The 25072-nt window shown below is 67.9% G+C and carries 23 protein-coding genes; 4 read left to right on the top strand and 19 right to left on the bottom strand.

What is annotated here, in order from left to right; genetic code table 11:
• Positions 1–2: 2 nt before the first annotated feature.
• The 3 genes from ACIBGM_RS06760 to ACIBGM_RS06750 form a co-directional block, all read right to left on the bottom strand.
• Entirely contained in the window at positions 3–1658 is a 1656-nt protein-coding gene (locus ACIBGM_RS06760) for a cytochrome bc complex cytochrome b subunit (protein WP_396384722.1), read from the bottom strand.
• Between the two features lie 216 nt (positions 1659–1874).
• The gene (locus tag ACIBGM_RS06755) at positions 1875–2693 is read right to left on the bottom strand and encodes a MerR family transcriptional regulator (protein ID WP_360531397.1); all 819 of its coding nucleotides are present in this window, start codon (positions 2691–2693) and stop codon (positions 1875–1877) included.
• 110 nt (positions 2694–2803) lie between these two features.
• Positions 2804–3223 (bottom strand): anti-sigma factor, encoded by a 420-nt coding sequence (locus ACIBGM_RS06750; protein ID WP_396384721.1) that lies wholly within the window; start codon positions 3221–3223, stop codon positions 2804–2806.
• 79 nt (positions 3224–3302) lie between these two features.
• Between ACIBGM_RS06750 and ACIBGM_RS06745 the strand changes: the two genes are divergently transcribed.
• Positions 3303–3611 (top strand): hypothetical protein, encoded by a 309-nt coding sequence (locus ACIBGM_RS06745; protein WP_360531431.1) that lies wholly within the window; start codon positions 3303–3305, stop codon positions 3609–3611.
• Here the strand turns inward: ACIBGM_RS06745 and ACIBGM_RS06740 are convergent.
• The 11 genes from ACIBGM_RS06740 to ACIBGM_RS06690 form a co-directional block, all read right to left on the bottom strand.
• On the bottom strand, positions 3554–3775 hold the full coding sequence (locus ACIBGM_RS06740; protein WP_360531392.1) for a sigma factor-like helix-turn-helix DNA-binding protein: 222 nt from the start codon (positions 3773–3775) through the stop codon (positions 3554–3556). The genes ACIBGM_RS06745 and ACIBGM_RS06740 overlap by 58 nt on opposite strands.
• A complete protein-coding gene (locus ACIBGM_RS06735) occupies positions 3705–4073 on the bottom strand; it encodes a sigma factor (protein WP_396384720.1) in 369 nt (122 codons plus the stop codon). The genes ACIBGM_RS06740 and ACIBGM_RS06735 overlap by 71 nt, the downstream gene beginning before the upstream one ends.
• A 194-nt stretch (positions 4074–4267) precedes the next feature.
• A complete protein-coding gene (locus ACIBGM_RS06730; RefSeq protein ID WP_360531386.1) occupies positions 4268–4933 on the bottom strand; it encodes a fasciclin domain-containing protein in 666 nt (221 codons plus the stop codon).
• A 53-nt stretch (positions 4934–4986) separates the two neighbouring features.
• Positions 4987–7035 (bottom strand): MMPL family transporter, encoded by a 2049-nt coding sequence (locus ACIBGM_RS06725; RefSeq protein ID WP_360531383.1) that lies wholly within the window; start codon positions 7033–7035, stop codon positions 4987–4989.
• A gap of 185 nt (positions 7036–7220) precedes the next feature.
• Positions 7221–7877 (bottom strand): class F sortase, encoded by a 657-nt coding sequence (locus tag ACIBGM_RS06720; RefSeq protein WP_360531381.1) that lies wholly within the window; start codon positions 7875–7877, stop codon positions 7221–7223.
• Positions 7874–8695, bottom strand: a complete 822-nt coding sequence (locus ACIBGM_RS06715; protein WP_360531378.1) for a DUF4397 domain-containing protein — start codon at positions 8693–8695, stop codon at positions 7874–7876. The genes ACIBGM_RS06720 and ACIBGM_RS06715 overlap by 4 nt, the downstream gene beginning before the upstream one ends.
• Positions 8696–8930: 235 nt before the next feature.
• Entirely contained in the window at positions 8931–9335 is a 405-nt protein-coding gene (locus tag ACIBGM_RS06710; protein ID WP_360531375.1) for a RidA family protein, read from the bottom strand.
• 113 nt (positions 9336–9448) lie between these two features.
• On the bottom strand, positions 9449–10729 hold the full coding sequence (locus ACIBGM_RS06705) for an MFS transporter (protein ID WP_360531372.1): 1281 nt from the start codon (positions 10727–10729) through the stop codon (positions 9449–9451).
• 44 nt (positions 10730–10773) lie between these two features.
• The gene (locus ACIBGM_RS06700; RefSeq protein ID WP_360531369.1) at positions 10774–11562 is read right to left on the bottom strand and encodes an SDR family oxidoreductase; all 789 of its coding nucleotides are present in this window, start codon (positions 11560–11562) and stop codon (positions 10774–10776) included.
• Positions 11559–12575 carry a D-2-hydroxyacid dehydrogenase family protein gene (locus ACIBGM_RS06695; RefSeq protein ID WP_396384719.1) on the bottom strand — a complete coding sequence of 339 codons (1017 nt, stop codon included), beginning with the start codon at positions 12573–12575 and terminating at the stop codon, positions 11559–11561. The genes ACIBGM_RS06700 and ACIBGM_RS06695 overlap by 4 nt, the downstream gene beginning before the upstream one ends.
• On the bottom strand, positions 12568–13314 hold the full coding sequence (locus ACIBGM_RS06690) for a hypothetical protein (protein WP_360531362.1): 747 nt from the start codon (positions 13312–13314) through the stop codon (positions 12568–12570). The genes ACIBGM_RS06695 and ACIBGM_RS06690 overlap by 8 nt, the downstream gene beginning before the upstream one ends.
• 150 nt (positions 13315–13464) lie before the next feature.
• Between ACIBGM_RS06690 and ACIBGM_RS06685 the strand changes: the two genes are divergently transcribed.
• Positions 13465–14451 (top strand): LysR family transcriptional regulator, encoded by a 987-nt coding sequence (locus ACIBGM_RS06685; RefSeq protein ID WP_360531359.1) that lies wholly within the window; start codon positions 13465–13467, stop codon positions 14449–14451.
• A gap of 45 nt (positions 14452–14496) precedes the next feature.
• On the opposite strand, the gene ACIBGM_RS06680 is transcribed toward ACIBGM_RS06685, so the two are convergent.
• Together ACIBGM_RS06680 and ACIBGM_RS06675 are read right to left on the bottom strand one after the other, a co-directional pair.
• Entirely contained in the window at positions 14497–16671 is a 2175-nt protein-coding gene (locus tag ACIBGM_RS06680; protein WP_396384718.1) for an MMPL family transporter, read from the bottom strand.
• A 43-nt stretch (positions 16672–16714) separates the two neighbouring features.
• The gene (locus ACIBGM_RS06675) at positions 16715–17953 is read right to left on the bottom strand and encodes an SMP-30/gluconolactonase/LRE family protein (RefSeq protein WP_360531353.1); all 1239 of its coding nucleotides are present in this window, start codon (positions 17951–17953) and stop codon (positions 16715–16717) included.
• Between the two features lie 105 nt (positions 17954–18058).
• Between ACIBGM_RS06675 and ACIBGM_RS06670 the strand changes: the two genes are divergently transcribed.
• A complete protein-coding gene (locus tag ACIBGM_RS06670) occupies positions 18059–18745 on the top strand; it encodes a response regulator transcription factor (RefSeq protein WP_360531350.1) in 687 nt (228 codons plus the stop codon).
• Positions 18746–18749: 4 nt separating this feature from the next.
• Positions 18750–20177, top strand: a complete 1428-nt coding sequence (locus ACIBGM_RS06665; protein ID WP_396384717.1) for a sensor histidine kinase — start codon at positions 18750–18752, stop codon at positions 20175–20177.
• Between the two features lie 299 nt (positions 20178–20476).
• Here ACIBGM_RS06665 and ACIBGM_RS06660 read toward each other — a convergent pair whose 3' ends face one another.
• The 3 genes from ACIBGM_RS06660 to ACIBGM_RS06650 form a co-directional block, all read right to left on the bottom strand.
• A complete protein-coding gene (locus tag ACIBGM_RS06660) occupies positions 20477–21313 on the bottom strand; it encodes an alpha/beta hydrolase (protein WP_360531344.1) in 837 nt (278 codons plus the stop codon).
• 14 nt (positions 21314–21327) lie between these two features.
• Positions 21328–22152, bottom strand: coding sequence for an alpha/beta fold hydrolase (locus tag ACIBGM_RS06655; protein WP_396384716.1), 825 nt, complete (start codon positions 22150–22152; stop codon positions 21328–21330).
• Positions 22153–22246: 94 nt separating this feature from the next.
• A complete protein-coding gene (locus tag ACIBGM_RS06650; RefSeq protein ID WP_396384715.1) occupies positions 22247–24976 on the bottom strand; it encodes an AAA family ATPase in 2730 nt (909 codons plus the stop codon).
• Positions 24977–25072: the final 96 nt, after the last annotated feature.

Genomic DNA, 25072 nt, shown 5'->3' with positions numbered 1-25072 from the left:
GATCACCCTCTCCGGGAAGGTGTTGCCTCGTCGGTCCGGTCGTCGGTCCGGACGTCGTCGAGTTCCGGTGGGGTCTGATGCCTGCGCGCCGCCTCGACCTCGCCCGCGGTCGGCTTTTGCACCGCGTCGGCGAAGTAGAAGCGGGAGAGTGCGGCCCGGAGCCGGTCCCGGCGGCGATGGGGTCTGGCCACGCCGTTCCCGTCGGCGGCCGGCGGCGTCTCGGCCGGATTGACGCGATCCCGGGCTGTGAGCATGTAGGCCTCGTAGTTCGAGATCGGAGTGTGCTTCTCGAAGTACGCGCCGTCGGGGGAGCGGACGATGACGCCGGTCTCCAGGCCGTGCAGGATCCGCTCGTTGTCGGCACGCTGCAGCGAGATCGCGATCCGCCGGGTGATCCAGAACGCGATGACCGGGCCGAGGATCACCAGGAACCGGCAGATCCAGGTGATCGTGTTGATCGAGGTGTGAAAGTGCGTCGCGATCAGGTCGTTGCCGCTGTTCAGCCAGAGCACGCCGTAGAAGGTGATCATCGCGGCGCCGATGCCGGTGCGGGTCGGGACGTTGCGGGGCCGGTCCAGCAGGTGGTGCTCGCGCTTGTCGCCGGTGATCCATGCCTCGATGAACGGGTAGAGCGCAACGAAGCCGATGAACAGGGGAGGTACGAGCAAGGCGGGTAGGAGGATGTTCCAGCTGATCGTGACCGTCCCGAGCTCGGACTCCAGACCGGGCATCAGGCGGACCGCGCCGTCGAGCCAGCCCATGTACCAGTCCGGCTGGGAGCCGGCCGTCACCTCCGCCGGGTTGTACGGGCCGTACAGCCAGACCGGGTTGATCTGCATCAGGGCACCCATCAGGGCGGTGATGCCGAACACGACGAAGAAGAAGCCGCCGGCCTTGGCTATGTACACCGGCATCAGCGGGTAGCCGACCACGTTGTTGTTGGTCCGGCCGGGGCCCGGGTACTGCGTGTGCTTGTGGTACACGACCAGGAACAGGTGCACCGTGATCAGCGCGAGGAGGATGCCTGGGATCAGGAGCACGTGGACCGTGTAGAAGCGGGAGACGAAGTCGTCGCCGGGGAACTCGCCGCCGAAGATGAAGAAACTCAGGTACGAGCCGACCACCGGCGCCGCGAGCACGAGTCCTTGGGTGATCCGCAGACCGGTGCCGGAGAGCAGGTCGTCGGGCAGGCCGTAGCCGATGAAACCCTCGACCACTCCGAGGAACAGCATGACGATCCCGATGATCCAGTTGAGCTCACGCGGCTTGCGGAACGCGCCGGTGAAGAAGATCCGCAGCAGGTGGATGCTCATCGCCGCGGTGAACAGAATCGCGGCCCAATGGTGGATCTGCCGCATCAGCAGGCCGCCGCGGACGTCGAACGAGATGGCGAGCGTGGATTCGTACGCCTCCGACATCGTGAGGCCCTTGAGCAGGCTGTACGAGCCCTGGTACTCGATCTCGGCCATCGACGGCTTGAACCACAGCGTGAGGAAGATGCCGGTGAGGATCAGGATGATGAAGCTGTAGAGCGCGATCTCCCCGAGCATGAAGGACCAGTGGTCCGGGAACACCTTGCGCAGATTCTTCCGGCCGATCTTGGCCAGTCCCAGGCGATCGTCCGCCCAGGCCACCGGCTTGGGTAGTTCGGCTGCCACTTCGTCACCTCCGGGGGCAGTCCTGATGCAGAACTTATGCACAATTGATGCACGAGAGGAGCGCTGGGTAAAGTCGGGCGTGTCAGGTGGTCCGGTCAGCGGTCGTTCCCGGCGGCAACGATTCGGAGACAGGCCGCGCCCTGCGCGGCGGGGCCCGGCCGGCGTGGCGCTGCGATCCACCCGCTACCGCGGGAGAACCACGCCTCCGTAGGCGGCTCAGCCGCCGTTCCGCGTGAACCGGTGCCGTTTCGTCAGCCGGTCGACAGCCGAAGGCAGGTCGTTGAGCGGCTCGGCCGAGGCCGGCCAGCCGGGCCCGGAGAGCAGCACCGGGCAACCGGCGGCCTCGATGCGGTTGCGCAGACGCAGCTGCCCCGGGCGGCGGACGAGAGCCCAGAGTACGACGACGCGCGGCTTGGATCGGGTGACTGACTGCAGCACGGCGCGGTCGGTGCCGTCCGAGCCCAGCAGGATGACCGGTCGACCGACTTCGAGCAGAGACGCTTTCAGCATGGTCAACGGCAAGGTATGGCGTTCCTCAGGACACTGCACGAGAAGCACCGGACGACCGGCCCCCGACTTCAGCACGCGCCGGTCGAGGTAGCGCGCGACGGCGGCCTGCACCGCATCCGCAAGCAGGATCTCGATGTCGGTGCAATCACCGAGCCGGCCGAAACGCTCCTCCAGGATCCGAAACGCCGGCGAGACCAGCTCCGTCCACGTTGCAACCGCGCCGTGCGTCATCAGGTAGTCGTCGAGGACACCAGCCAGCTCGTCGACCGCGACCGACTCCGCGAGCTCGGCGATGCGGCGGTCCTGGTCCACGGCAGCGGCCGGCAAGCTGTCCTGGAGGCTCAGTTGCGCGGCGTCGCCTGCGGAGATCCCGGTGGCGATCAGACGCTGCATTCGGCGCAGCCGGTCGATGTCCCAGGGCGTGTACCGGCGATGGAGTCCCGATGTCCTGGCGGACGGACCGACACCGTAGCGCGCATCCCACGTGCGCAGCGTCACCGCAGGGATGTCCAGCAGCCGCGCCACCTGCCCAACCGGCAGAACGGTCGCGACCCGTTCGGTCCGATCGATCGGCGCATCCGACGCTCGCATGACTCAACGATGGCACGAAAACGACCGGGACCGGCAATTGATGCTCAGCTCGGGAGAGTGCCGCGGATGATGCTGTCGTGCGAGTGCTCAGGGTTGCCGTCGCGGGGCTCCAGGGAGACGTCGACGATCTGGTAACCCTGGCTGGTGAGCCCAGCGGGGATCTGGAAAGTGCCACCGGTTCGCGGGTTCAGGATGCCGAGAGACACCATCCGCTTGCCGTCGGCGTTGATCAGCCACACTTGGTAGAATCCGCTGGTCGCGTCCAGGCCGGACGCATCGACCTTCAACTGGTTCCCGGCCGAGGACTGGACGAGATCCGCCGTACCGCCCCCCACCCTGCCGGTCAGCGGTTCGAGCCTGATCATCGCCTCGACCTTGGTGGGCGTGTCTTCGCGATCGGTCAGCACGAGGGTGCCGGCGACGCCGACGCCCAGACCGAGGAGCGCCGCCACGCTCGCGGCCAAGGCGAGCGCACCTCGGCCCGAATCTTCTGGTTCGCGCGCTCGCCCCATCGGTGCGTGTGTGCGGCGAGGGTGCGGCCGCGTGCGGCTCAGGTCCAGCGACGGACTCCTCGTCGCCGACGAGAAGATTCACCTCGCCGCGGACACGCTGCCACAGATCCGGCGATGGATTCTCCAGGCGGGGAAGTCCTGCTGCCAGGTCTGCCACGGACTGCAACTCGGCGAGGTTGTCACGGCAGCGAGCACAGTGCTGGAGATGATCGGCGGCGCCGGGATCCGGACTGTTTCCTTCGAGCGCCCACTCCGCGAGGAGCTCGTCATCAAGATGCGTCGTCACCCGTGCACCTCCCTCAACCGGTCGCGTAGTGACAGCAAGCCGCGGCGGACATGACTCTTGACCGTGCCCAGCGGCAGATCGAGTGCTTCGGCGATCTGCGGCTGTGTCTGGTCTTCGTAGAAGGCGAGCCGCAAGATGCTTCGCCGTTCACTGATCGCGGTTGCGGGCGGCGAGCCGATCCGCGATCCGGTGCCGGGTGATACCGGTGAGCCAGGCACCCAGTGAACCTGAGCCGGGGTCGAAGGTTGCGCGGCCGCGCCACGCCGAGACGAACACCTGCTGAGTGACATCCTCAGCGTCCGCACGATCACCCAGAGTCCGGAATGCGAGGGTGAAGACCAGGCTGGACCACCGCGCGTACGCATCCGCGAGGCTCTGTTCGCGGCCGTCGGCGAAGCCCTTCGCGATCTCGGACGGCGAGGGCGCGCCGGATCGGAGCCCTCCAGCCGCAGGCGGTCCACCGCCCGGAGAGGGTTCACCGGTACGGTCCTGGTAGCACCGGCGAAACCGCGGCATGCAGCCGCCTTCCCACCAGCGGGGGTCGGCGGCAGCAGCCGGTCATCAGGGTTCTCCTCGGCAAAGCGCTCTTCGCCTGTACCTTCCGCAGAAGAAGTGCACGCGGATGCGCGCCGATGTCAGGAGTTACCCAAGTCACGCCGTGTGGCGTCGCGGTCATGCACTCGATGGTGCACGACCGCGACACCGGGCACTCAGATGTCGAGCGGGCGGAGTACCAGCCAGATGCCGTGGGCGATCTGCCGGTTGCCCTTGTTGATGTCCAGTGCCCACGGGTTGACCAGCGGGTTGGCGTCGTTCCGGTCCGCGTCGACGAGCCTGATCAGACGGCAGCGCTTGCTGAGCACGTCGACCTTGATGGTGCCGCCGGACAGCGCAGTCGTGAGCTTGGCGCCGTCGGACCGCAGGGCGGTCCTGCTGTCGATCGTGGCCCCGGGGACGACGTGGTAGAGCAGGACCGACTCGATCGTGTTCACGCCGAGGAGCCCGGCCAGGCCGCTGAACAGCTCGGCCTCGGTGCGGTACGTCTTACCGGTCAGATCCTTGGCGAGGAGCTGGAACGCGCGATCGCTGGGCAGGAACGCCGTCAACCGGACCGTTCCGTCGGCCAGGACCTTGACCGGGCTGTTCGGCTTCGCGGCGAGAACGGCGCCGACCGCCTGCGTCAGGACGTCGTAGTCGTTCCAGTTGCGATCGAAGGTGTCGCCGTCGGCTGCGAGCACGCTGGCCAAGCTCTTCGTCCCCAACGGGCGGGTGGCACCGGCCGGTGCCGCGGAGGCGATGACACTGGTTGCGAGCATTCCCACGGCGACCGCTGCGGCGGTCAGGTAGCGAGTCAGGCGTCGGGTGGTGTTTCGCATCGGACAACCTTTCGGACGGTCGGCGGCGGCCTCGTTGCCGCCGCTCTCGACAACTACTTCTCTGCAACCGCCGCGACCGGATGCGCGGACTCGCCAGGGATTGCGGCGGATCCCCGGCGCGGCACAGCTGGCCACCAGAAGCGATCGCCCAGGACGAATGCCAACGCCGGGACCACGACAGTCCGCACGAGGAGAGTGTCGAGAAGTACGCCCACGCAGACGATGACGCCGACCTGGGTCAGGGTGATCAGCGGCAGGACCCCCAGAACGGCGAACACTGCGGCGAGCAACAGACCTGCGCTGGTGATGACGCCACCCGTGACCCGGAGCGCAGTCTGCATGCCCTCGCGAGTGCCGGACTCGAAAGCCTCCTCACGAGCGCGGGTGCTGAGGAAGATGTTGTAGTCCACGCCCAGCGCGACCAGGAACAGGAACGACAGCAGGACGACTGAACCGTCGAGTGCCGGAAAGCCGAGAACGTGGTCGAACAACAGCCAACTCGCCCCGAAGCTGGCGAAGAAGGAGGCGACCACGGTGATCAGCAGCAGTAACGGAGCCACCAAAGATCTGAGGACCGCAATGAGTACGAGGCCCACGAGGAGCAGGATCAACGGCATGATCAGCAGCCGGTCACGCTGATCCGCCTGCTGAACGTCCACGCTCTCGGCGGGTCCACCACCCACCAGGACTCGGTCGTCGACCTGGTCGAGTCGGTCGCGGAGCTCGCGCACCGTGGCCGACGACTCCTCGGTGCCAGGCTGGGTCTCGAGGATGACGTCGTACTGGGCGAGCCGGTCGTCACGGCTTCCCGGCCGTACGTCGGCAACGCCGGGTACCCCGGTCAAGGCTCGGGCGATGCTGTCCACCCTGTCGGCGGGACCGACGACGATCAGCGGCTCGGTGGCGCCGGCCGGGAACGCCTTGGCCAGGACTTTCGCGCCGCGGACCGCCTCAGGCTCCGCCCGGAACTGTTCGTTCTGCGCGAGACCGGTTCGTACGTCGAACGTTCCGAGGGCGAGCCCAGCCAGGAGAAGGGTCGAGAGCAGCAGAACCGTCGCCGGCCGGCGCGCCACACCGCGGCCGAGACGTCCCCACAGCTTGCCTTCGGTGGCCGGGTCGCCTGTGCGTGGGATGAGAGGCCAGAACACTCGGCGGCCGAAGAGGACGAGTGCCGAGGGCAGGATGACCAGTCCCGACACCACCGCGAACGTGATGCCGATGATGCAGGCGATTCCGATGCCTTGCAGTGTCTCGGTGCTTGCGAGCAGGAGAAGCGCGAGCGCGCCGATCACCGTGCCGCCGCTGGCCAGGATCGGTTCGGACACGCGCCGTACTGCGATTCTCATCGCATCCAAGGGCTGCTCCGAGGCCCGAAGCTGCTCGCGGTACCTGGCGATCAGGAGCAGGGCATAGTCGGTCGCGGCACCGAAAACGAGCACGCTCACGATACCGGTGACGGGCCCGCCGCTCGGGATCCCGAGCCCGGACAGAACCTGCTCGGAGACGCCTCTCGTCACCTGCTCTGTCAAGCCGACGACCAGGAGCGGTATCAGAACCAGACCAGGGCTTCGGTAGGTGAGGAGTAGCAGTACGGCGACGACACCGGCCGCGACCAGGATCAGCCGAGCGTCAGCGCCGTCGAAGACCCGCGTCAGGTCCGTGGTGAAGGCCGCAGGTCCGGTGACGTCCGCCGAGAGTCCGTCGGGCAGACCGGACAGGTCTGCCCGGATGGAGTCCACCCTCTGGGCGGTGGCTTCGTCGTCCGCTGCAGGCAGGGTCAGGACCGCGAGCGCGACTCGGCCGTCCTGTGACACCTGCAGCGGAACTCGGGAGCCAAGACTGCCGGCCTTCTCCTGCGCAGCCGCTCGGTCCGTCGGGCTGAGTGCTGCTTGATCCGACCGACTGAATACGACCAGGGCCGACGTGGCATCCGATGCGGGGAGTTGAGTACGGAGTTGCTCGACCTCAGCTGACTCCGCCGAGGTGGCGAGGCCTGTACTCGAGCGCGGAGACGCCTCGTCCGCTGCAGGCACCAGCAACACCGCAGTGGCGAACACGATGCCCGCCACCACGACGAGGAGCGCGGTCAGGCGAGACCTCAAGTACCAACGCGAACCAGACACTGTGGCTCTCCAGAGCAGAGTGAGACTTGATGAAGCTCGGTCTTTGCAGACTTCGAAGAAGTAGTCGCGGCGCTCGTCTGCACGCCGCCGGGCACCGATCGTCGACCGAGCTCAGTGCCTGGGCGGATGGAGATCGCTGGGCGGCTCGCCTCGAGCCGGCTGGATCACGCGGGAGTCGCCGTTACGACCAGGTTGTCGCGGTATCCTCCGTCGTTGCGGTCGTAGGGGCCACCGCAGGTCACGATCTTCAGAACAGGTGGTCCCTCCCGAGCGAAGAGCTGGTCGACAGGCAGCTTCTTCTTCGCGATGTCGTCGACCTGCCGCACTCGATATCGGACAGTTGAACCATCGCCCGAACGCACGGTGATGAGGTCACCCCGGTCGAGACGGCGAAGGCGGACCAGGGGGCCGACGCCGTACTCCTTGCTGTCCAGATGTCCACCGAGCACGACCGTGCCTTGATCGTCCGTCGGTCCCGGACCGAAGCGGTACCACCCGATGACCCTTGGGTCCGGCGGCAGCTCCATCTGTCCGTCCTTGGCCACGCCGACCGGCCGCACCGAGATGTCCAGTGCCGCCGCCTCGATGACGACCCGGGACGGCGCCGACGGCGATGGCTCGGCGGTCGGCAGGGTGGCCGACCGCGTGCGAACACTGCTGCCGGAGCCGGCGGTCGTAACCGTACTGCTCGGTGACGGGCTGCTCGGCCTCGAACTGTCTTTCGACGCTGTGACCGTCGAGCCCGGAGGGCTACAGCCCGGCAGGAGAACAAGAGTCAGTGCGGCCACCACGAGGGCGGCCGCACGACGATGGTTGGTCACGACCGGGAACGGACTCGGACTGCCGCCGTACCTGCTCCGACAACGGCCAGGCCGGCAAAGCCGAGCACGCCGACCAGCCAGAGTGGCGTGTCGGCCGACGCGACCTGACCGCCGGTGCCGCCCGGGACGCCGGAGGGGTTGCCGTGCAGGCCGGAGATCGTCTGGACGGCGAGCTTGAGGTTCTTGTCGTTCGCGCTGCCCCACGCGTAGACGATCGTGTTGGTGCCCTCCTCGAGGTTCACATCGGCTGGACCGATCGCGACGGTCGAGGTGCCGGCCAGGACGACATCGGCCTTCACGGTGCCGGCCGGCAGGTCGGCCTTCGCCTCCTTCGGGTTCACCAGGTTCTCGAACACCGGCTTGCCGCCGGCCCGAACGTCGACGGCGGGCGCCGCGGCGTCGTGCCGAACGGTGATCCGGGCCTGGCCGGGGTCCAGCTTCGAGGTGTCGTTGACGTACGGCGTCAGGACCGGCTTCCCGGCGGCACTGAGGTGTGCGACAACGGTGATGTTGGCTCCACCCGGAACGGCTACGTCGTTGGCCTGGATGAGCGCCGCGGTCTGGCCGGCAGCGGTCACCTTGAGGTCGTAGCTGCCCTCCGGCAGGCGAACCGGGTCGGTGAGGGTGCCGGGCCTGAAGTTGGTCAGCAGGGCCTTGCCGTTCGCGTAGACGTCGACGGTCGCGCCCGGTACTGCGTGCAGTACCGAAACGTGAGCATCGGCTGTCGGCTTGGCCTGAGCGGATGTCACCGCGACGGCGGGCACACCGGCGGCGAGCAGACCTGTCGCTGCCAGGGCGGCGAATCGACGAACAGACATGCAAATCCCTCCTTGGGAATCGAGCTTCTTGCCTGTCCTTCCGCCGACGGCCGCGACCTGGATGCAGAACTTGTGCAAAACTTTCGCAAAGCCGGCGCACCATGGCCGTGAACCGCGGCGGTCGTCGGAATCGACGTCGGCCAGCGCCTCGAGCATGAGTGTGCCGCGGCGGTCCGGCGACCGGCCGGATGAGAGTTCCGTTCCGAGGCCGGACCGGGTCTCGGGCCCTTGATGCTTACCGGCCGAGGACTGCCATGAAGTCGCACTGAATCAGAGCGGGTCCGTCGATCAGCAGCGGCTGTGAGTGCCGGGCGGGTCGGGAGGCGGGGTCCGGGAACATGCGGGTCCATTCCTCGTTCAGGGCGTCCCGGTTGTCGCGGTCGCGGAGGTAGACGGTCACCTTGATGATGTCGTCCGTGCTGCCGCCGGCTGCCTCGACGACGGCGCGTAGGTTCGCGAACACGTTTGCGCACTGCGCGACCAGCCCCTCCGGCAACTCGTGTGTCTCGGGGCTTACGCCGTGGATCGCACCCGAGACGAGCAGGTCACCGATCCGGCTTGCGTTGGGCACTGGGTAGCGGTGGGCGAGCCCGTCGACGGTGACACTCTTGCGCTTGGTTGTGGATGTCGGGACGGTCATCGATCTTCTCCTCGGATCGCGGTGTAGAGGGTTGTCGCATGGTTCCGGACCGGCCACCTCCTGTCCGGTGGCCGGTCCGGTGCCGGGACCTGCGGCTCCTGTCGCAGAGCGGATTACTCAGGCAGTGCGGGCGCTCGTTCGGTCGCCGCCGCGAGGCCCGGCTCGAGTTCGAGGCCCTTGGTCTCAGGAAGTACCAGAGTGGCTACGATCGCGATGCTGTAGCCCACCAGAGCAATCAGGCCGATGGCCTCGGCGAGGGAGATCCATTGCGCCAGGATGCCTATGCAGGTGACGGCGAGCGCTCCGGCCGCCTTGCCGAAGTTGTAGGCGAAGCTCTGCCCGCTGCCGCGGATCGCGGTCGGGAACAGCTCGGTGAAGAACGGGCCGAGCGAGGCGTAGTTGCCGATGGTGAAGAAGCCGAACGGCACCCCCATCAGGATCAGCCCCCAGCCGGACAGCGGCAGGAACATGTACCCGACGGTCACCAGCCACGAGCAGACGAGGAACAGCTGGAAGGTTCTGCGCCGGCCGATGGTGTCGGCGAGGTAAGCGCTGGCAAGGAAGCCGAAGAAGGAGCCGCCGGTGACCAGGAAGACGTAGTAGCCGGAGGCACTCGGCGACAGGTGCCGGACAGTCTTCATGAAGGTCGGCAGCCAGTTCACGATGGCACCGCCGACGCCGATCACGCCGAAGGCCAGGAGTGACGCCAGGATGGTCGTCGACCGCGTCTGCCGGCCGAAGATGGCCCCGAGCCCCGGACGCCGGTGACCCTGCGCCGCAAGGCTGGCGCGGTTGTGCTGGTACAGCTCCGGCTCCTCGAGCTTGCGCCGGAGGTAGACGACGAGCAGGCCGGGCAGTACGCCGATCATGAGGAGTACCCGCCAGCCGTACTCCTCCGGGACGTGTGCCAGAACCACTCCGGCGAGGATCGCGGCGGCGCTCCAGCCGATGCCGAATCCGCTCTGTACCGAGCCGACCGCCTTGCCGCGGTGCTTGGCCCGGATGATCTCGCCCATCAGCACCGCACCGGCGGCCCACTCACCACCGAAGCCGAGGCCCTGCAGCACACGGATGACGATCAGTTGCTCGAAGTCCTGCGCCCAGCCGGCGATGAACGTGAACACTGCGAACCAGAGAATGGTGAACTGCATGACGCGGACGCGTCCGTAACGGTCGGCCAGGAAGCCGCACGCCCAGCCGCCGACGGCGGCTGAGAGGAGCGTCGCGGTGGCCAGATAGCCGGCCTCCGCCGTGGTGATTCCCCAGGTCGCAATCAGCACGGGGAGGACGAAGCTGAAGATCTGCGCGTCCATCGCGTCAACTGCCCATCCGGCGAAACATCCCCAGAACGTGTTGCGCTCGCGCTTCGTCAGCTCGCGGTACCACTTGAACATGCTGGTGCCTCCAAGTTGTGATGATCTCTCGTACTCATCCCTCCTCACACGACGAGTGGTGTCAGACCTCCGTCCATCGTGAGCGAGGCACCGGTCACGTACGACGCGCGTGCGCTGCACAGGAAGACCGCCGCGTCGGCCACCTCGTCGGGATTTGCGTACCGCCCGAGCGGGATCCGCTGCTGGTTTCGCCGAAGCAGTTCCTCGGGGGACTTCCCGGTCATGCGCGACTCGGCCGCCAGGGACATCTGGACCCGGTCGGTCATGGTCGCCGCGGGATTGATCACGTTGACGCGTACGCCGGCGTGGCCCCACGCCGCGGCCAGCCCGGCGGAGGCCAGCATCAGTGCGGCGTTCGCGGCTCCGCCGGGGAGATGGATCGGGGAGGCGACCTTGCCGCCGGTGCCGATGATGTTGACGACCGCGCCGTTGCGCCGGGCAACCATCCGCGGGAGGACATGGTCCATCACGTTCATGTACGTGAAGAACTTGGCGTCCATCGCCACCCGCCACTTGTCGGGTGTCAGCTCATCCGGAGGTACTCGCGTGGCCCCGCCGGCCGAGTTGACCAGTACGTCGATGGGCCCGACCTGCTCCTCGGTTGCCGCGACTGCCTGCTCCGCCGCTGTCACGTCCGACAGATCGGCCGAGAACGTCGTGACGGTGATACCGTCGGTGGCCAACATCTCCTGCGCGGCCTCGAGGTTGGCGGTGCTGCGCGACACGATCGCGACACGAGCCCCTTCGCTGCCGAAGGCGCGGGCGCAGGCGAGACCGATGCCCTTGCTGCCGCCGGTGACCAGTACGACCTTCCCGTCGAGCTCGAGCTTCATTTCGGATCCTCCTGCGTCAGCACCTCGGAGTTGTGAACGTTGATCGGGGTGCCCTGGGCGAAGGCCACGACCTGGTCGAAGGCGTTGCCGTAGGCGAACTCGTAGTTGTCGCGCTCGACGTAGCCGAGGTGCGGCGTACAGAGGGCATTCGGCAACTGCAGGAGCGGGTTGTTCGGATCGGTCAGTGGCTCGTGCTCGAACACATCGATCGCTGCCTTGCCCGGCCGGCCGGCGCGGAGGGCGGCGACGAGCGCGTCCGGTCGGATCAACTCCGCCCGGCTGGTGTTGACGAGCAGCGCTGTCGGCTTCATCAAGGCCAGCTCAGTGGGACCGATCAGGCCGATGGTGTCTGCGTTCAGGCGGAGATGCAGGCTGAGCACGTCCGAGTCCTCGAACAAAGCCTCCTTGCTCTGCGCGACCGGGAACCCTTCCGCCGTCGCCCGGTCGAGCGATCCCTGCCGTCCCCAGACCAGCAGGTCCATCCCGAAGGCCGCGCCGATCCGCGCCACCATCGAGCCGAGGCGACCGAAGCCGTAGATGCCCAGCGTCCGGCCGTGCAGGCCCGCCCCGATCGTGGACTGCCAGCGGCCCGCGCGCAGCGCCGCGCTCTCGAACGGGATGTTGCGCATGGCGGCCAGAATCAGGCCCCACGTGAGCTCAACGGTCGGGTACGACGGCCGCGAGGTCAGGGCCGAGGACACGAGCACGCCGTGCCGGGTGCAGGCGGCGAGGTCGATGTGCGGCACGTGGCCGTTCTGGCTGATCAACTCAAGTTTCGACAGCCTGCTCAGAAGTGGCTCTCCGACCTTGGTCCGTTCCCGCAGGAGCACCAACACCTCGGTGTCGGCCAGGCGCTCGGCGAGCACAGCCAAGTCGGCAACGGAGTCGTTCCAGATCGTGACGTCGTGCCCGCGTAGTCTGCTGAAGCAGTCGAGCGTCCGGACGACGTCCTGGTAGTCGTCGAGGATGGAGATCCGCAGTTTCCGGCCGGCATCGGTCATCGCGTCACGCATTCGTCGGCAGATCGGCAACGGGGGTGTCAGCTTCGATCGCGGCCAGCTTCCGCTCCTCGAGGGCGGCCTTCCGCACGGCCAGTGCCAGCACCTCGGCTGCCCGCAGGATGGGGATGAAGCAGACGCCGGTCTCGTCGGCGACGACGATGTCGCCGGGGGAGACCCGAACGCCCTCGATCTGGACGTCGCCGTTGATCTCCACCGTTTCGATGCGCCACTTGCCCGTGACGGGGGTGATCTCGCCGGCCCAGATCGGGTAGTCGACCCGCCGTGAGTGACCGAGGTCGCGGATGCCGCCGGCGACGACGGCACCCGCCTCGCCCTGCCGCTTTCCGGTCTGTGCCGAGATCCCACCCATGTTGGAGATGCCGGCCACGCCGTCGATGACGACGACATCACCGGGCAGCGCCAGGTTGTGTGCCTCGAACTCCGCCATCCGGTTGACGTGACCGCGGGCGGTCTCGTACACGTGCTCGGCCTGGAGGATGTTTCGCACCGTCAGCGCAGGTCCGACCATCTTGGCGGTCGGCAGGGTCGGCTTGAGGACCGAGGCGCCCACCACGCCGGTGATCCCGAGCTCGTCCATGATGTCCGAGACCACGCTGGTCGCGTCCGCGAGGCGCTGGAAGCCCTCGATGACGCCTAGCGGCGGCCGAGGCGTCCGGAGAAGACGGATGCGCTCGTGGCTGATCTTTCCGGTCAGCTTCGGGAGCACGTCTCCAGCAGGAACATCATTCATGTGAAGAATCCTTAGGGCGTCGTGGAAACCGGTCGGCCCGCTGTCGAGCCGGTCTCGAGTAAGCCGGTTTCATGCGAGTTCGTGCTGATAGCGTGAGCCCAGTCACCCCGACCGTCCAATAGAGAGTCGAGGGGGTTCATCATCAACCACATGAATAACGCCCGCATCGATCTGAACCTGCTCGTGGTTCTCGAGGCGATCATGCTGGAGCGGAACGTGACCCGTGCCGCGGCGAACCTGTCGATGAGCCAGCCGGCGGTCAGCAATGCCCTCCGCAGGGCGCGGAAGCTCACCAACGACCAGTTGTTCCTCAAGGTCGCCAACGGTGTCCAGCCGACGGCACGGATGCTGGCGATGTGGCCGGAGCTGCATCGATCCCTCGCCGTGATCCGGGCCTCGATCGCACCCGAGAACTTCGATCCCCGGGCCGACCCGACGACCTTCCGGCTCGCTGTCACCGATCCCCTCGCCGCAGAGGGAGTCCGCGGAATCACCCTGAAGCTCAGGTCCACGGCGCCGTACGCCCGCATCGCCTTCTCGTTGCACACGAACGCCGGCTCCCTGGACGGGATCGAGCGCGGCACGCTGGACTGTGCCGTGGGCATGTTCCCGGCGATTCCCCGCGGCATGCACGCGCGCGGCCTACGGACAGACCAATACATGTGTGTGATGAAGAGCGTCCATCCGTTGACGAGCAGCATGAGCCTGGACGACTTCGCCGCCGCCTCGCACGTGCTGGTGACGCCATCCGGGACCGACCTCGGCGCGGTGGACGGCTGGCTCAGCTTGCAGGACCGCACGCGAGCGATCGTCGCAGTCGTCAACCATTTCGCCGACGCACTGCGGATCGTCGCTGAGAGCGATCTGCTCACCTGCGTGCCGAGCGGCTTCATCGATGGCCCGGGCCGCACCATCCTCGAGCAACACGACCTGGTGGTCCGCCCGTTGCCGTTCGAGACCGAGAAGCTGATCTACAAGCTGGTCTGGCACGAACGGCTGCAGGCCCATCCCGCTCACCAGTGGTTCCGCTCACTCGTCGCCGAGGTCTGTGGAGGCGCAAATGGGGCAAGGAAGGCGCCATCACCCCCTGGCCAGGACAGGCCTGCTGAAGCAGAACCCTCCTGGGCCAGGGGGTGATGCGGGACTGATGTTGTTAGGGCTGAGCTGGACGCACAGCGGGGGTCAGGTCGACTCGGTGAGGCCGATTCGGGTGTGCAGAGCGCGGAGTTGCGGAGGTGACCACCAGGCCCGGCTCCCGAGGAGGCGAAGCGCGGTCGGGACGAGGACGCCGCGGATCAGGGTCGCGTCGATCAGGACGGCGAGCCCAGACCCGATTCCGAAGAGCTGGATGAAGCTGACCGAACTGGTGCCGAAGGCGAAGAAGCTGACCGACAGGATGATCGCCGCCATCGACACGATCCGCCCGCTCCGGGCCAGCCCTGTGGTCACCGACTCGCGCAGTGCGACGCCCTCGTCATGCTGCTCCTTGATCCGGCTCAGCACGAAGATCTCGTAGTCCATCGACAGCCCGAAGGTGATGCAGAACAGCAGGACCAGCATGCTCGTGTCCAACGGCAACGGCGTGAACCCCAGCCAGCCGGACAACCATCCGTCCTGGAACACCAGCACCATCGCCCCGAGCGTCGCCGACAACGCAACCACGTTCAGCACCAACGCACGCAACGGCTGCAGCAGACTCCCGGTGAACAGGAACAGCAACACGAATGTGGTCAGCGCGATCAGCCCGGCCGCCAGCGGCAGTCGCGATCCGATGGCTTCCTGGCTGTCCATGAACCGCGCCGTCGTCCCTCCGACCAGGAATTCGCCCGGCCCCGGCAACGCGCGCGCCGCGTCGACCAGCGCCCGCGCCTCGCCCGACCGCGTATCCGCGTCTGTGATCACGGACAGCCTCTGGATGCCGTCGGCCGTCAGCCGTGGATCGGCCGGCCCCGCTTGCCTACCTGAAGCGAACGCTCCTGCCGCGGACTCGACCCGTACGACGTGTGGCAGCCGCGAGAGGTCCTCCGCATAGGTCCGGACGGCGCTCGTCCCCACCGCTCCGGAACTGACCAGCTCGACCGCGTTCGTGTCGTCGGTGCCGAAATCATCGCGCAGTGCGTCACCGACGACGCGACTGGTCGCCGTGGTCGGCAGCACGCGATCGTCCGGCGTACCGAACTCGACATGCAGTAGCGGAGTTGCCAGCAGCAGCAATCCGGCGACCACCGGCAACGCGACCAGCGTCGGTCGGCGCATTGCCAGTCCGGCAAGCCGCCCCCAGAATGGCGCGACAGTCGTCGGGGCACCCTTGAGCCATGGCAGCCTGCCCGCGTTGACTCGCGGACCGAGCACGGTCAGCAGGGCCGGCAGGACTACGAGGGCGGTGACCATCGCGATCACGATCACGCCGATCCCGGCGTACGCGAAGGACCGCAGGAAGAACAACGGGAACATGAGCAGCGCGGCCAGTGCGACGGCGACTGTCATGGCGCTGAAGACGATCGTGCGCCCAGCTGTTTCGACCGTCCGGACGACCGCGGCGTGCGAGGCGGCGCGCGGGTCGGTGGCGGAATCCGGGATCCTGGCCAGTTCTTCGCGATAGCGGCTGACCATCAGCAGTGCGTAGTCGATCGCCAGCCCGAGCCCGAGGGCGGTGGTCAGGTTGATCGCGTAGATCGAGACGTCGGTGACCGAGCCGAGCAGGGAGAGCTCCGCGAAGGTACCGAAGATTGCGACCACCCCGACTGCGAGCGGCAGCAGGGCAGCGACCAGGCTGCCGAACGCGAGCACGAGCAGCGCCAGGATGATCGGCACGGCGATGGCCTCGGCCGTCGCGAGGTCGCGGCCGACCTGGCCGCTGACGTCGTGGTTCACCCCGGCCTCGCCGCCGACGTCGACTTTGAGCCCGGCCCGCTCACCGCCGTAGTCGCTGATCAAGCGAGCGGTGAGCTCGTCGCGGGAGTCGAGGTCGCCGCCGGTCGAGGCGACCACCAGTGCCTTGGTCCCATCGGCCGACTTCATCGCCGGCGCTCTGGTGGTCCAGTACGACGCGACGCCGGTGAGCTCCGGTTCGGCTGCGATCCGGCGGGTCAGGTCGGTACCGGCGGCGGTGACACCGGGATCGTCGACGGCCCGGCGGGCGTCGACCACGAAGACGAGGTCGGCCCGGCCGTCGAAGTTGGCGGCGAGTTGGGTCATGGCCCGGCTGGACTCGGAGCCGGGATCGTCGAAGCCGCCGCCGGCGAGTTTGCCGAAGGCACCGATCCCGAGGACGGCGGCTCCGGTCGACAACAGCATGGTGACCAGCAGGACGGCTCGGGCGTGGAAGGTGATGAACGTACCGAGGCGATGCAGCATTTGCGGAGCTCCAAGAAAGGGCAGGGGAACGTGGGCCGGAGGATCAACGGGTGAGCTCGGCCGGCATCGGGACCTGGGCCACGCCGCGATCCGTCAACGATCCGAAGGTGATCGTCCGGCCGTGGGGCAGGACCGAGCTGACGGAGTGGAACCGGCCGGTTGTGTCGTGGAAGCTGAAGATCGGGCTGCCGTGACGGTCGAGTACCATCGCGAACCCGTACGGACGGCGGACGGAGCCAAGTTGGTCGGGCGGGATGGCAGCGAGGGCGCGCCGGGCAGCCTCGCTGCTGAAGACGGCGTCGACCTCGTCGCTGCGCAGGTCGCTTCCCCCGATCCAGACGCGGCCCCGGTCGTCCAGCCGGATGTTGTCCGGCCCGTTGACCAGCCACGGGCCGAACTGCTCGGTCGTCCCTTCTCGGCTGCCTCGGAGCCAGACACGGGTCAATCGGGTGCGGAAGGATTCCGCCACCAGCACGTAGTGCTCATCCGGGTCGACCTGGACGCCATTGGCGAAGTACAGGCCGTCGGCAACAACGTCGGTCACACCGGTGGTCGGCTCGTAGCGCAGTAGCCGGCCGTTCGGGCGGCCGTCGAGCAGGTCGTTGGGGAACCCGGGAAGGTAGACCGTGCTCGCCTCCGTGAAGTAGATCGTGCCGTCGGTGGCGACCGAGACGGCGTCGGGGAAGAAGATGAGTCTGCCGTCGAGACGGTCGGTCAGGACCCATGTCTCCCCGGTGCGCGTGTCGATGGCCATCACACCCTGCCGGGCGACCGCGGCGATGAGGATGTGTCGGGAGTAGGCGTCGAGTCCGAGTGGGCGGCCGGCCACGGTGGCCACGCGCTTGACCCGCCGGGCCTCTCCCTTGCTGTTCATGCTGATCCGCCAGATGCCGCCGTCGGCGGTGCCCGTGTAGAGGTGGCCGTCCAGCCCCGGGGCGATGTCCTCGGCGCCTTGGAGCTCGTCCTCCCCGATGATCGTGGCGTTGGTGATGTGATCGTTGACGGCGAGCGGCCCCAGCAACGCCGGCCGCGGCGGGAGATCGGTCCAGAGCTGGGGCTCCCAGTCGGCGGGCAACTCCGAGCGCTGATGGTCGACCGCCGGTCCCGAGGGCTCGGTGCGCGGCAGCGGAGGCCGGTCGGCCGGGCGTGCTTGCGTCGCGACCGAGTCGTCGATGCCGAGATACGCCATCGTCAGCAGGGCGGCGATGGCAGGCGCGCCACGCCGAAGAGCGCGCCGGACGGCCCGCCGTGACGGGGTGGTGATGGTGGTGGTGTTTGTCATGCACGACAGAAGATCGCACGCTCCTCAGCCGCGTCTCCTGGATACCTCAGAGGATCCTCCGGACTCTGAGGTGGCACTGAGGTGGACGCGCTCTAGTGTTCGTTCATGACTGCACACGTGCTCGTCGTGGACGACGACGACGCCATCCGCGACATGGTCGGTACGGCGCTGCGGTACGCGGGCTTCGAGACGAGCGTCGCGAGTGACGGTTCCGAGGCCCTGGCGAAGATCGGCGCCGGCTCGCCTGATGTCGTCGTGCTCGACGTGCTCATGCCCGGCCTTGACGGCTTCGAGGTCTGCCGGCGACTGCGCGCGGACGGCGCGGGTGTCCCGATCATCTTCGTGACCGCGCGTGCGGCCAGCCGCGACGTGCTGGAAGGCTTCGGGCGCGGTGGCGACGACTACATCACCAAGCCGTTCGTGCTCGAGGAACTTGTCGCTCGCATCCGCGCCGTGCTGCACCGAGCCGGACGCCTGCGCCGCGATGGCCGACTGCGCTGCGCGGACCTGGAACTTCACGAGGACCGGCACGAGGTCCGCCGGGCCGGCCGACGGGTGGACCTCTCGCGAACGGAGTTCAATCTGCTCCGCTACCTGCTGGCCAACGCCGGGCTCGTGCTGTCGAAGCAGCAGATCCTCGAGCGCGTCTGGCGGTACGACTTCGACGGCGACGGGCATGTCGTCGAGACCTACATCAGCGCGCTTCGTCGCCGGATCGACGTCGGCGGCAGCCCTCCGCTGATCCACACCATCCGCGGCGTCGGCTACACGCTGCGTGCTCCCGAGGACTGATCCGATGCACCTGCGCACCAAGCTGACACTCGGGATCCTGCTGGCCACGCTCGCGACGTTCGTCGCGGTGGGGTTCGTGGCGATCCCGGCGGCCAAGATCGCGTTGCGGGACCGGATCGACGCCAGGCTCCGCGCGGATCTGCCGGCGATCCGCGCCTCCGTTGTCACTCCCCGCGGTGAGCTGATCCCGGGCGCACTGGAGTCCGTCGGCGCGCTCGGTGACCGTGCGTACGCTCTGGTGCTCGTCGGCCGCTCGGGAGTGAAGGTGCTCGCCACCTCCGGTCCACCTGGCGCACCCGATCCTCCGCCCGAGCTCGCGGTCGGCGACCTGGCGGCCCCGGGCGGGGTCGAGTACGCCGAGGCGGCCGACGGCTCGCAGTACCGCTACACAACGGTCGACATCGGCGGCGACCGGTCGCTCGTGGTGGCCGCGCCGGTCGATGACCTCGGGGAGCTGGTCGACGATCTCACCCGCACCTTCACGCTGCTGGCGACCGGCGGCGCCGGCGTACTCGCGCTGATGTCGTGGTGGTGGATTCGGCGCAGCACCCGTCCGATCGAGCGCCTGACCGAGCGCGCCGAGGCCATCGCCGGTGGCGACGCCGATCGGACCCTCTCCGTGCCGGCCGGGATCGCCGAGCTCCGCCGGCTGACGCGGGCGCTCGACGCGATGGTGGCGAGCGTCGACGCGTCGCTCGCGATCCGGACACAGTCCGAGGCACGCCTGCGGGAATTCGTCGCGAACGCATCACACGAGCTGCGGACGCCGCTCACCAGCATCAGTGGCTACCTGCAACTCGATCTCGACGGTGCCCTCGCCGGCCACGAGCAGCACCGCCGCTCGATGGGCCGCGCCCTCGCCGAGGCCTCGCGGATGCGCCGCATCGTCGCCGACCTCCAGCTCCTCACCGAGCTGGACGAGGACCTGACGCCGGCGACGGCCGACGTCGACCTCGTCGAGGTCCTGCACGAAGCGATCGCCGACGCGAACGCGGTCGACCCGACGCGCACCCGAACGCTGGACGTCGGCGACGCTCCGCTGATCGTTCGCGTCAACGCTGATCAGCTACGTCAGGTGATCGCCAACCTCCTGGACAACGTCCGCGTGCACACTCCGCCCGGAACCGCGACCGTCGTGTCGGCGGGCCGCCAGGGCGGCGGCGTCGTGATCGAGGTCGCGGACGACGGCCCGGGTGTCCCCGACGACGAGCTGCATCGCGTCTTCGACCGCTTCTGGCGCCACGACGTCTCCCGCTCTCGCGGGTCTGGCGGCAGTGGGCTGGGGCTCTCGATCGTGGCCGCGATCGTGGCCACCCACCGCGGCGCCGTCCACGCCACCCGCTCCCCAGGCGGCGGACTCGCAGTCCGGATCACTCTTCCATCCCCGAACGGCGCACCACCGTGGACGACGAAGGTGGTCAACCGACAGTGAGGGGGCCGACGTGGGTCACTCTGGCTGCGAGGTGGTACAGGCCTGCGGTGGACCGGCCGACCGAGGCCCCGTCGCCGCCGACCGTTGTCGTCACTCAGTAGCACGACGTCACAGGAGCCGATCTCGGCTGGCTGGAGTGCGGGGCCTGCGGTTTTGATGGAGGAGGTGCCCAGCCGAATTGGTACGTGCGTCCTGGTGGGTGAGTATCCGCCACCCGCCGATCTCGAGGGGACGGTGGGCCCGCCCAGGTGCGTCATCTGAGCCATGGACGGGGCGACCGTTCTGTTATTGGTTGCCGGTCAGGAGTCGGCGGTGCGGCCGGGCACGACTTGCGCGTGCTGGAGTGCCCAGTTGAGCGCGTAGTCGGCCACGGCCTCCCAGCCTGGGGCCGCGCAGGTCCAGTGGTCGCGTCCCTCGAACTCGTGGTATTCGGTGAGGGCAGGAGACTTCTTGTAGTGGTTGGCGTTCGACTTGTTCACAGCCGGCGGCATGATGTGGTCCTTTTCGCCGGCGATGAACAGCAGCGGAGCGCGGTCGGCGGCGTAGTCGAGCCAGGTGTCTTGGTGGCCGGGTTTGAAGTTGGCGAACAGGCCGAACTCCCAGACCCAGTTGCCCGGGGCGGGGATGTGGTAGCGGTCCCAGACTGCCTTGGATTCCTCCTCGGTGAGGGTGTTGGTGAAGGCGTAGTGGAACTCCTCGGGGGTGAATCCCACGGCCTTGTGCCGGTTGGCCGGGTTCTTCAGCGCGGGGAACAGTGACTTGGCCTGGGACAGCGGGTTCACGCGTACGCCCTCGGTGGGGGCGGAGTCGACGACGACCCCTGCTGAGCCGAGGCCGCGGGCCAGCAGCAGCTGGGTGAGGGTCCCGCCGAAGGAGTGGCCCATGATGATCGGCGGAGTCTCGACCTTCTCGATCACGGTGGCGAGGTGGTCGAGGGTTTCGGGCACGGTCAGGTTTGCGATGACTTCGGGGTTCTCGCGCAGGGACTCGACCTCGATGTCGAAGCCGGGGTATCCGGGTGTCAGGACGGTGAAGCCCTTGGCCTGGTAGTGCTGGACCCAGTTTTCCCAGCTTCGGGGCGTCATCCACAGGCCGTGCACGAGGACGACGGTGTCGGGACGGCGGGTGTCGTTCATGATGTTCCTTCCGGTCAGGCGTCGATGAACTCGAGCAGATCGGCGTGCAGCCGGTCTCGGTCGGTGTCGGGGAGTGCGTGGCCGCTGCCTTCGTAGACCTTGAGTACGGCGCCGTCGATCAGCGCGGCGGATCGCTTGCCGCCCACTTCGAACGGCACGATCTGGTCGTCGTCGCCGTGGATGACCAGAGTCGGTACGTCGACTTTTTCCAGGTCGGGGCGGAAGTCGGTGGCCGAGAACGCGGCGATGCACTCGTAGGCGCCGCGGTGGCCACAGGCCATGCTCTGCAGCCAGAACGCGTCCCGGAAGCCTTGGTCGACGTCCTGCTTGCGGTTGTGCCCGAAGAACGGGCCGTCGGCGAGATTCCGGTACAGCTGTGATCGGTCGGCGGCCTCGCCGGCCCGGATCTCGTCGAACACCTCGATAGGTAGTCCTTCGGGGTTGTCGTCGGTGCGCAGCATGAGTGGCGGCACGGCGGACACCAGGACGAGCCGGGAGACGCGGCTGCTGCCGTGGCGGCCGAGGTAGTGGACGATCTCGCCGCCGCCGGTGGAGTGGCCGACAAGGGTGAGGTCTTGCAGATCCAGGGTGTCGATGAGACAGGCCAGGTCGTCGGCGTAGGTGTCCATCTCGTTGCCGTTCCAGGTCTGGCTCGAGCGCCCGTGGCCGCGCCGGTCGTGGGCGATGGCGCGGTGCCCGTGTTCGGCGAGGAAGCGGGCTCCGGATTCCCAGGCGTCGGAGTTCAACGGCCAGCCGTGGCTGAGGATCACCGGCGAACCACCGGCGCCCCAGTCCTTGTAGAAGATCTCGGCGCCGTCATCGGCGGTGATGTAAGGCATGGGGGTCCTCCTTGGCTGAGGTTTCCCCGAGCCTGTACCGGTACGGGTAGGCGCGGACCACGTGAAGCACGTAGTCGTGACGATGTGCGGGCCGTCAGGAGGGCGGGTGGATCCGGTCGGCGAGCTGCCGACGAGAGGTGACTCCCAGCTTTTGGAAGACCTTGCGCAGGTGGTAGTCGACGGTGTTGACGCTGAGGAACATGGTGGCGCCGATCTCGGCGTTGGTGTTGCCGGCCGCGGCGAGCCGCGCGACGGTCAACTGTTGGGCTGTGAGGTCGAGCGGGCTGCGTTGTCCCGCCGCGGGCGCGTGGTCCCCGATGGCCTCCAGTTCGTTGCGAGCACGCTGGGCGAAACCGGATGCCTCGATCCGCTCGAAGATCTCCACAGCCTGACGCAGCTGCTCTCGCGCGTCACGGCGACGCCGTGTACGGCGCAGCCATTCGCCGTACAGGAGGTGAGTCCGGGCCAGCTCGATCTCGATGCCGGTCGGGGCGAACGTCGCGACGGCCGCTTGGTAATAAGGTTCGGCGCCGGCGTCGTCGACAAGCGCTCGCGACCGTTGGGCGACACCGGCTGTCCATGGCGACCCGTTGGCCCGTGCCAGCTTCTCCAGGTACTCCACGAAGCCGAGTGCCTCATCGAGGTGATCACTGCGTACCGCCGCTTCGACGAAGTCCGGGTACTCCAGCGGCGTGACCTGGAGGTACGGATCGTCCACGAGTGACTTCAAACTGGCATACGCCTCGTTGTAGAGGCCTTCACACAGATCGCGGATGGCGAGGGCCGCTACCCCGGAGGCGTGCACGCCGCCGAAACCCATCGACCGTGCGCCTTCGGCGATCTGCTCGACCTGCGATCGAGGTGCGCCGAACCAGGCCAGGAGGGCCACGTTGACTACGTTCTCGGCGTCGTAGCCGATGGCGCGGCGCAACTCTCGCACTTGTTCGACGTAGTGGGCTGCGCGTTGCGGACTTCCGCCCTTCAGTTCGGCCAAGGACAAGATCCAGAGCGCGGTTTCGAGCAGCTGCAGCGAGCCTGCCTCGCGGGCGGCTTCTGCTGTGCGCTCCAGGCATTCTCGGCGCGCGTCGGCGTCCCACAGAGCCGTGGTCAGTGCGACGCTGATCGTTCCGTAGTGCAAGAGGCTTTCCGGGTCCAACGCGGCGATCGCGTCCACAGCGGTCCGCATGATCGGGACCGCCTCGTCATAGGGCAGCAGGATATGGGCACTCAAGGCACGGAGGATCGTCGCGGCGATGCCATCGTGGAGCTCGGCCCCCTTCCGCATGCGCCGGCCGAGCTCGGACAGTGTCGCACCTTGAGCGAGGCGTTCGGCCGGCATCGTGTACTCGAATGCCTTGATCAGCGCGTTCTGCTCCAGCGTGGCATCGTGGCCGTGGAACAACTCGGCAGCGGCCAGCATGTTCGCCCCGCCGTTCATCAGCGCCGGGTCCGCGGTGAAGATCGCGATGCTGGCACGGGTCGAGATCAGTCGACCCTGCGAGACTGCGTCCAAGGCGTCCTCGGCCACATCGTCGAGCAGGCTCTTGGCCAACTGTGCGGCGCCGGCGGCCAATGCCGCTTCGGCCGCTGCCACCAGCCGGGCGTACTTGCGACCTCCCTGCGGCGTCAGCGCGGAGGCCTGCGCCAGCACTCTGGCGCGAGACGCGAACCCACCGCGCCGGCCTGCCAGGTCGGCAACGCGTTCCAGCCGATCCGCCACCGCAGGGTCCGTGCCCAGGGTCGCCTTGGCGGCGTGCCAGGCTTCCAACTCGATCAGGCCCAGCCGGCCGGCAGCCGCCGACAGCGCGCCGTGGATTCGCCGCCGCTGCCCTCCCTGGGCGGCGTTGTACGCCGCGGACCGCACGAGCGGGTGCCGGAACCTGACTGACGGCGAAAGTTCCACCAGGTCGGCGGCCTCCGCCGCGTCACCCGCGCCGTCAGGCAGGCCGAGGGACTGTCCGGCCGCGCGGATCAGGTCCACATTCCCTGTGGAGTCTGCCGCTGCGATCAGCAGCCACTGCTGCAGGTCAGGCGCAAGGTGGCGGATCCGGCGCAGGTAGAACGCCTCGAGGCGGTGCCCGACGGGGAACGGTTCGGCGGCGAAGGTGGACTCGGTCAACTGCTTGATGCTGAGCTCACTGGCCAGGTCGATCAGCGCGAGCGGGTTGCCACCCGTCGCCACGACGATCTGCGCTGCCGCCGCCGGATCGAGGACTTCGGGCAGGGACGACCTCAGCAACCTGATCGCCGATTCGGGAGCGAGACCGGTGAGACCGAGTTCAGGTACGCCCGCCATCTGGTCCGCGAGACCGGCATCGTGGCGGCCGGCGAAAATAATCGCAGCCGACTCCGCTTCCAGTCGTCTGGCAACGAACGCCAGTACGTCCAGCGACTCGGAGTCCAGCAGGTGTGCGTCGTCAACCGCGCACGCGACCGGTTCTACCTCTCCCGCGGCGGCCAGCATCCCGAGCACACCCAACCCGACCAGGAACCGATCCGGTGGCGGGCCGTCGGCCACCCCGGCAGCCACCCGAAGCGCGTGCTGGTGGCGTTCCGGAAGCGACGGCGCGTACGCACGCAGCGGGATCATCAGGCGCTGCAAGGCGGCGAACGGGATCGTGGACTCCGCCTCGTAGCCATCAACGCGCAGTTGCCGCATACCGGTCGCACCCGCCAGAGCGGCTTCGAGCAGCGAGGTCTTTCCTATCCCTGGCTCGCCGGACACAAGCAACGCACCACCGCGTCCATTTCGCGCGTGCCCAAGCAGGCTGCGGACCTGTCGCTGTTCCGCATCCCGCCCGAGCAGACCCCCCTCTACTCCCATGGCTGCTGACCCTAAACGGCCGTGTGAGGCCCCGCCAGCGATAACTACTACGCACCTCACGTGGTCCGCGTCACCCGGAGGTCGATCCAGGATGCG

This window comes from Kribbella sp. NPDC050470, from assembly GCF_044458365.1.
Classification (GTDB): Bacteria; Actinomycetota; Actinomycetes; order Propionibacteriales; family Kribbellaceae; genus Kribbella.
The sequence above is the reverse complement of the archived record's forward strand: the minus strand, read 5'-3'. Positions and strand labels throughout refer to the sequence as shown.